Source organism: Nocardia sp. CY41 (assembly GCF_009829325.1).
GTDB lineage: Bacteria > Actinomycetota > Actinomycetes > Mycobacteriales > Mycobacteriaceae > Nocardia.
Genome location: NZ_VUOS01000027.1, coordinates 121,105 through 128,386, shown reverse-complemented (window position 1 = coordinate 128,386; position 7,282 = coordinate 121,105). Strand labels below are relative to the sequence as shown.

The 7,282-nt window shown below is 69.3% G+C and carries 5 protein-coding genes; 2 read left to right on the top strand and 3 right to left on the bottom strand.

Annotated features, from left to right (window positions below; translation table 11 throughout):
• Window positions 1-134 precede the first annotated feature (134 nt).
• Together GVY64_RS28795 and GVY64_RS28790 are read left to right on the top strand one after the other, a co-directional pair.
• Window positions 135-2,282: an ATP-dependent DNA helicase UvrD2 gene (locus GVY64_RS28795; RefSeq protein WP_159848163.1), complete on the top strand. Its 2,148-nt coding sequence runs from the start codon at window positions 135-137 to the stop codon at window positions 2,280-2,282.
• 589 nt (window positions 2,283-2,871) lie between these two features.
• A complete protein-coding gene (locus tag GVY64_RS28790) occupies window positions 2,872-3,195 on the top strand; it encodes a WhiB family transcriptional regulator (RefSeq protein ID WP_159848116.1) in 324 nt (107 codons plus the stop codon).
• 252 nt (window positions 3,196-3,447) lie between these two features.
• On the opposite strand, the gene GVY64_RS28785 is transcribed toward GVY64_RS28790, so the two are convergent.
• From GVY64_RS28785 to GVY64_RS28775, 3 genes are all read right to left on the bottom strand, one after another.
• Complete coding sequence (locus GVY64_RS28785) at window positions 3,448-4,791, bottom strand: ABC1 kinase family protein (protein ID WP_159848113.1); 1,344 nt, start codon at window positions 4,789-4,791, stop codon at window positions 3,448-3,450.
• Window positions 4,792-4,839: 48 nt separating this feature from the next.
• On the bottom strand, window positions 4,840-5,715 hold the full coding sequence (locus GVY64_RS28780) for a hypothetical protein (RefSeq protein ID WP_159848110.1): 876 nt from the start codon (window positions 5,713-5,715) through the stop codon (window positions 4,840-4,842).
• An 86-nt stretch (window positions 5,716-5,801) separates the two neighbouring features.
• Window positions 5,802-7,214, bottom strand: a complete 1,413-nt coding sequence (locus GVY64_RS28775) for a zinc-dependent metalloprotease (protein ID WP_159848107.1) — start codon at window positions 7,212-7,214, stop codon at window positions 5,802-5,804.
• Between the last annotated feature and the right edge of the window lie 68 nt (window positions 7,215-7,282).

Sequence of the window (7,282 nt, the reverse complement as noted above, 5' to 3'; positions counted from 1 at the left end):
TGTCCGCCCGACCAGCGCGCGCGGCCCTGACCGCCGGTCAGACCAAGTGATGGTCAACCCAGCAGGGCGACAGTCGGTGGGAGAGACACGACGATCAGAACCACTTCCCATCATCAGTGTCGGTGGGCGCTGTCATGATGGATCGCGTGCCCGCTCTCGACCTCGCAGACCTCGATCCCGAGCAGGCCGCCGCCGTGCGCGCCCCGCGTGGTCCGGTGTGCGTGCTCGCGGGCGCGGGTACCGGCAAGACCAGAACCATCACTTATCGCATCGCGCATCTGATCGCCCAGGGGCAGGTCAAGGCGGACCAGGTACTCGCGGTGACGTTCACCGCGCGGGCGGCGGGGGAGTTGCGCACCCGGCTGCGGGCCTTGGGCCTCGGCGGCGAGGCGGCCCAGGTGCAGGCACGGACGTTCCACGCGGCGGCGTTGCGGCAGCTCAAGTATTTCTGGCCGCAGATCGTCGGTGACGTGCCGTGGCGGCTGATCGATGCCAAGTTCCCGATCGTCGCGCAGGCGGCGCACCGGGCCGGGCTGTCCACGGCCACCGACAGTGTCCGCGACCTGCTGAGCGAGATCGAATGGGCGAAGGGCTCGCTCATCGCGCCGGAGGATTACGTGGCGGCGGTCGCGAAGCAGCGGCGCGAGACACCCTATGAGGCGTTGCGTGTCGCCGATGTCTACGCGGGTTACGAGAAACTCAAGGCGACGCCGGACGGGTTGCTGCTGGATTTCGACGACCTGCTGCTGCATACGGCGGCCGCCCTGGAGGACTACCCGGCCGTGGCCGACGAGTTCCGCGGCCGCTATCGCAGCTTCGTCGTCGACGAGTACCAGGACGTCACGCCGCTGCAACAGCGCGTGCTCGACGCGTGGCTCGGCGACCGCGACGACCTGACCGTCGTCGGCGACGCCAACCAGACCATCTATTCGTTCGCCGGCGCCACGCCGAGCTACCTGCTCGACTTCTCCCGTCGCTTCCCCGAGGCCACGGTGGTCCGTCTGGAACGCGACTATCGCTCGACCCCGCAGGTGGTGTCGCTGGCCAATCGGGTGATCGGAGCGGCACGCGGGCGCATCGCGGGTACCAGGCTGCAATTGATCGGCCGGCGAGCCGACGGACCGGAGCCGGTTTTCGCCGAGTACGACGACGTGCCCGCGGAGGCCGCGGCGGTGGCGGAGGCGATCGGCCGGCTCATCCAAGCGGGCACACCGGCCGCCGAGATCGCCGTGCTCTATCGGATCAACGCGCAGTCGGAGAACTACGAGCAGGCGCTCACCGAACGCGGCATTCCCTACCAGGTGCGCGGTGGCGAGGGCTTCTTCGCACGTGCCGAGGTGCGGCAGGCCGTGCAGGCGCTGCGGCAGGCGGCGTCCCGCGACGATCTGCCCGACCAGTCGCGCAGCGGCAATGCGCTGGTCACGCTGGTCCGCGCGGCGCTCGCCCCGGTCGGTCTCACCGCCACCGAGCCCGCAGGCGCCCAGGCGCGCGAACGCTGGGCCTCGTTGGTGGCCCTGGTGCGGCTGACCGAAGAACTGGTCGGCCACGACGATCGGCTCGATCTGACCGGACTGCTGCGCGAGCTCGCGGCCCGCGCCGAGGCGAGGCACCCACCCACCGTGCAGGGGGTCACGCTGGCCTCGCTGCACGCCGCCAAGGGCCTGGAGTGGGACGCGGTATTCCTCGTCGGCCTCTCCGACGGCACCATGCCGATCGCGCACGTCCTCGCCGACGACGGCTCGGTCGCCGACGCGGCGGCGCTCGAGGAGGAACGGCGGCTGCTCTACGTAGGAGTCACCAGGGCGCGCGAACATCTGCGGCTGTCCTGGGCGCTGGCCAGGAACGAAGGCGGTAGGCGCACCCGGCGCCGCTCCCGTTTCCTCACCGGCCTCGTTCCGGACGATTCGCCCGCGTCGCGAATCGCGGCCCCGCCGAAGGCGGGGAACGGCGTCCGCCCGACCTGTCGCGTCTGCGCGAAACCGCTGATCGGCACGTACGCGACCATGCTCGGCCGCTGCCGTCGCTGCCCGGCCGAGCTGGACGCCGAATTGCTTGCGGCACTGCGTGATTGGCGTGCGGAGAAGGCGGAGGCGCTGCGGGTCCGCGAATTCGTGGTGTTCACCGACACCACGCTCACCGCGATCGCCGAACAACTGCCCGCCGACGACGCCGCCTTGGCCGCGATCGCGGGCATCGGCGCGAAGAAGATCGACCAGTTCGGCGCCGACGTACTGGCCATCGTCGCGTCCCGGCTTCGATCCACATCACAAAACCGCAGGTAGAAAATAGGTTGTCGCGCTCGACGATCTTGCCTATGGTGGATTCCACGCACCGGGAGGGCATCTCGGCGCGCACAGTTACCGACACACAACGAGTACAGGAGGGAGGCAGAGCAGTGGACAACATCATGAACTTCGGTGCCAGTGGCGTTGCGGTCTATGCGCCCATGGCGGCCTCCCGGGGGATCCTCGCCTTGCAGGGGATCGGTCTGTCCGGAATCGGTGCGTTCGGCACGTGCGTCTCGCAAGTGAATTCCGCTGCGATGCACACCTCTGTCCGTAACCCGATTCAGGGCAAGCCCAGCGCGGGCTGGCACCCGACGGCTGCCGAGGCAGCAGTCGGTGTCTTCGCGGATGAAGCCGGCTTCGAGCCGGCGGATCCGCGGGCAGCACGCCTCCGCACCGCACACCCAGCGACCGTGAACAGGACTCGACACAGATGTCGACCTAGGTAGGGAACTCCTCCCCGACCTCCTGGCCACGGATCGCACGACAGCGAAACCGTGGCCAGTATTCTCCGGCCCTTCAGCCGACCGGCACCGGTTTCGCCGCAAACAAACGAACCGCTGCAAACGAGCTGAAGGAGAACGACGTGTTCACCGCACAGGGTTGGCCACAGGCCACTACTGACGTGACATGCCGAACCGTGGCGTCGACTACTCGGACCCAGGAGATCGCCAAGGTCCTGCCCTGCCGTGCTGGAGATCCGGACCTCTGGTTCGCCGAGAGCCCGGTCCAGTTGGAGCAGGCCAAGGCGCTGTGCGCGACCTGCCCGATCCGCAAGGGCTGCCTGAGCGCCGCCATGGATCGTCGTGAGCCGTGGGGTGTTTGGGGCGGGGAGATCTTCGACCAGGGTGTCGTGATCGCCCGCAAGCGTCCCCGTGGTCGTCCGCGCAAGGTCGCGGTCCCGGCATGAGCCGGGGAGTGATTTCCCTCCCTCCGGTCGATGTGCTCGATTCGGTCGGTCCCGGCACGGGCCGAGCCAACGAACGAGAAAGCAGACCAGCCGCCCACCGTCGCCAGGTGGGCGGCTGCTCTGCGTGGTTCCGAGGAATCCGTCATGGCGGGGCCGCGGGCCGGGTGGCTATCTCGCAGCGTCGGCTGTAGCAGGCAAAGGGACCCGGCACCGTGACTCGAACAGCGATCTGCGCCGGGAATGACGGAGAACTCAGGAGGCCGTGCGCTCCTCGCGGAAGCCGGGCATCCAGGTGCGGACGAGCTGCATGAACGGCAGCTCGGCGTCGAGCTGCGCCAGGATGCCTACGGAACCGCCGAGCACGCGGAAGATCATCACGTATTCGGCCGGAAGTTGCAGGGCCCGTGCGATTTTCATTTCCGGGCTGGACAACTCCGAAGCCTTGCCCGCCACCCGCTGCATCCACCTGCGGGTGAAGTGGAACGAATCGGTTCGGATCGGGTCGGTGAACGGACGCAGGTAGTCGGCGATCTCCTGGTGGGTGACCACCCGGCCGGGAATCACCCAGCCGTGGTCGTATAGCAATTCGGTGAGTTCGGCGAAGCGCTCCTCGACCGCGAGGGCCAGCATCCGGCCCAGCACCGGGGGAAAGCCGTCGGTCATCGGCGCGCAGGCGCCGAAATCGATAACCGCGAGCCTGCCGTCGGAAAGCATCATGAAATTGCCCGGGTGGGGGTCGGCGTGCAGGAGCCCGACGACCTCAGGGGATGAGAAGTGGAACCGGCCCATCAGTCCCGCGACACGGTTGCGCAGCGCGAGGGTGCCCGCGGGATCCTCCGCGCCCTGCTTGATGATCGAGGAGACGGCGACACCGTCCAGCCATTCGGTGACGATCACCTTCGGCGCGCTGGCCACCACTTTCGGCACCACGATCTCGCCGTGCCCGTCGAAGCCCTTCGCGAAGGCGCGCTGATTGGCCGCTTCGTTGCGGTAGTCCAGCTCTTCCTCGGTGCGTTCGGTGATCTCGGCGAGGATCGGCTTGACGTCCGCCCCGGGGATCACGGACGCGACCAGACCGGACATCCGGGACAGGGTCTTGAGGTCCGCGCGCAGCGCCTCGTCGGCGCCGGGGTACTGCACCTTCACCGCGACGGTGCGCCCGTCCGACCACACCGCCCGGTGCACCTGCCCGATGCTGGCCGACGCGGCCGGGCTGTCGTCGAACTCGCGGAAACGGGTACGCCACTGGGTGCCGAGCTGCTGGTCGAGCACCCGGTGGACGGTGGCGGCCGGCATCGGCGGAGCGGCGGCCTGCAGTTTGGTGAGTGCCTCCCGGTAGTGCTCGCCGAACTCTTCCGGTACCGCGGCCTCCATCACGCTGAGTGCCTGCCCGAACTTCATCGCGCCGCCCTTCAGCTCACCCAGCACCGTGAACAGCTGCTCGGCGGCCTTCTGATTGAGCTGCGCGTTGATCTCGGACTTGTCGCCTCCGGCGAGCTTCTTGCCGAACCCCACGGCCGCCCGTCCGGCGATGCCGAGCGGAATCTTGGCCAACTTGGCGTTGCGGGACGAGCGACGGCGCACGATCTCAGACACGTACCCATCATGGCGGACGGACCGGCCGATCGGCCATCGCAATCTTGATCACGACCGGCTTCGGAGGCTGTGCCCTGCGGAAACGTACACACACGCGCATGCGGGATGGCGGTCCCAACCGCGCCGATCGAGGACGTGGGAATCCAGATCCAGTTCCAGCGTGGCGTCCAGCGTGGCCGGAGCGCGTCGTGGCGAGCAGTCGATGATCGCCTCCAACTCGCTCAGAGCGACCGCCGTGGTGGCCGCGATCCCGGCGGGGGAGGCGTGTCCGACGCGGCCCAGCAGCTGTGCCGCCAAGTGCGGCCATTCGGCGTCGTTCTGCGCGCGGATCAGGTCCGCGCAGCGCAGGCAGCTGGTGACGCCGGGGAGCACCAAAGGCCCGATGACGCCCTTGTTGTCTCGGATGCGCAATGGCAGGTGCGGGATCCGGTGCAGCACCAGATCGCTCACCAGCCGTGGATCGGGCATCAGTGTGTCGGCGAGCACCACGAGGTCCGCTCCCCAGGACCGTACCGTCGCCGTGCCGGAGGGATAGTCGCGAGAACGGCTCGGCCGCACGCCCAGTGCGCGCAACCCGGCCGACACCGCGTCCGACAGCGGACCCAGCCCGTGCACCCGCACCGCCCGCACGTGCGCGGTCCGATCCTCCGGATGATCCAGCAGGCCGGCTTCGTCGATCAGCGTGAGCAATGCCACAGCGCGTTCGGCCTCGATCCCGCGTTCTCCGGCCCTCCAGATGATCTGCGGCTTGGTGCGCAGGCCGTCGAGCAGGCGCAGGAACGTGACGACGGTCTCGGCGTCCATTCCTTCCGGATCGAGCACCACCGCGGTTTCCGGATCGCACCCGAGCTGCACGACACCGCTCGGGCGGACCAGCACGGTCACCCTCGGCCGCAATCGCGGACCGCGACACATCGTTGTCATGTCATCAGTATGCGGATCGCGTGGGGGCCGACTCGTACCGAAACCCCTGGTTATCCACAGGGTTTCGCTTCATCCACAGTGATGGATCAGGACGATGCCTCGCCCTCTTCCCGTACGTCGGGCCCGCCGTCGTCGTCCTTGCGCTCGCGCGCGGCCTGCTCACGCGCCTCGGTCTCGGCGAGTTGCGCGAGCGGATCGTCGAACACGGTCGCGCCGCCGCCGATCACCGAGTCGATGAAGCCCGCGGGAGAGTCCAGATCGTCGGAATCCGGCAGCAGGTCGGGGTGCGCCCACACGCGGTCGCGCGCGGTCATGCCCGCGTCGCTGGTGAGCCTGCGCCACAACGCGGCGGCCTCGCGCAGCTTGCGTGGACGCAATTCCAGGCCGACCAGCGTCGCGAAGGTCTGCTCGGCGGGGCCGCCGGTGGCCCGCCGCCTGCGCAGCGTCTCGGCCAGCGCGCCCGCGCCGGGCAACCGGTCGCCGACGGCGTCGGCCACCACTACCTGCACCCAGCCTTCGATGAGCGCGAGCAGCGTTTCCAGGCGTTCCAGCGCCTGCTTCTGCTCGGGTGTTGTCTGCGGCTCGAAGGTGCCCTGCGCGAGGATCTCCTCGAGCTTCGCGGGATCGGTCAGCGACATCGGGTCGATGCCCTGCGCGGCCTGCTCCATCGCGGAGAAGTCCATCCGGATCCCGCGCGCGTAGTCCTCGACCGCGCCGAGCACCTGCTGGCGCAGCCACGGCACGTGGGCGAACAGGCGCTGGTGGGCGGCTTCCCGCGCGGCGAGGAACACCAGGATCTCGCTCTCCGGCTGTTCCAGCCCCGCACTGAATTCCGAGATCGCCGCGGGCAGCAGCGCCGCGGTGCCGGTGGGCCCGAGCGGGAGGCCGATGTCGGTGGAGGTCAGCACCTCTTTGGCGAGCTGACCGAGCGCCTGGCCGAGCTGTGAACCGAATGCCAGACCGCCCATCTGGCCCAGCATGCCGACCATCGGCGCGGCGAACTGCCTGGCCTCTTCCGGCAGCGCCGCGGTCCACATCCCCGAGATCTGCTCGGCGACCGGGTCGCACAGGCGCTGCCAGGTGGACAGCGTCTGCTCGATCCAGTCGTTCGCGGTCCACGCCACGGTCTTGCCCGCGCCCGCGGGGAGGGTGGTCGCGTTGTCGAGCCAGAGTTCGGCGAGGTGCGCGGCGTCGGCCACGGCGCTCGCGGCGCCCGAAGTCACCGGGGCGACGGCCGAGCCGAGCTGCTGGCGGGCCAGCCGCTTGGCGACGTCGTAGTTCACCGGCCCGGCCTGCGCGGAGCCCGGCTGACCCATGCCGCTGAGCATCTGGCCGAGCGAGGTCAGCATCTGCCCGAGCTGCGCCGGGTCGAATCCGCCCGCGCCGGACCCACCGATACCGAACCCGAACGGATCGTTCGGGCCGGGACCGCTCGGCTCGTCACCGCGCTTGCGATCGTCGTCGTCGCGGTTCGAGAATCCGAAGGGGAGGTCGTTCATGCCCTTTACGTTACGCGCGTAGCACAGCGTCCCCGTGTTCGCGCGGCGCGAAACCGGCGGCGGCGCGC

Coding starts and splice junctions, on each gene's coding strand:
- GVY64_RS28780 (WP_159848110.1), bottom strand. CDS start 5,715: ATGACAACGATGTGTCGCGGTCCGCGATTGCGGCCGAGGGTGACCGTG.
- GVY64_RS28795 (WP_159848163.1), top strand. CDS start 135: ATGATGGATCGCGTGCCCGCTCTCGACCTCGCAGACCTCGATCCCGAG.
- GVY64_RS28775 (WP_159848107.1), bottom strand. CDS start 7,214: ATGAACGACCTCCCCTTCGGATTCTCGAACCGCGACGACGACGATCGC.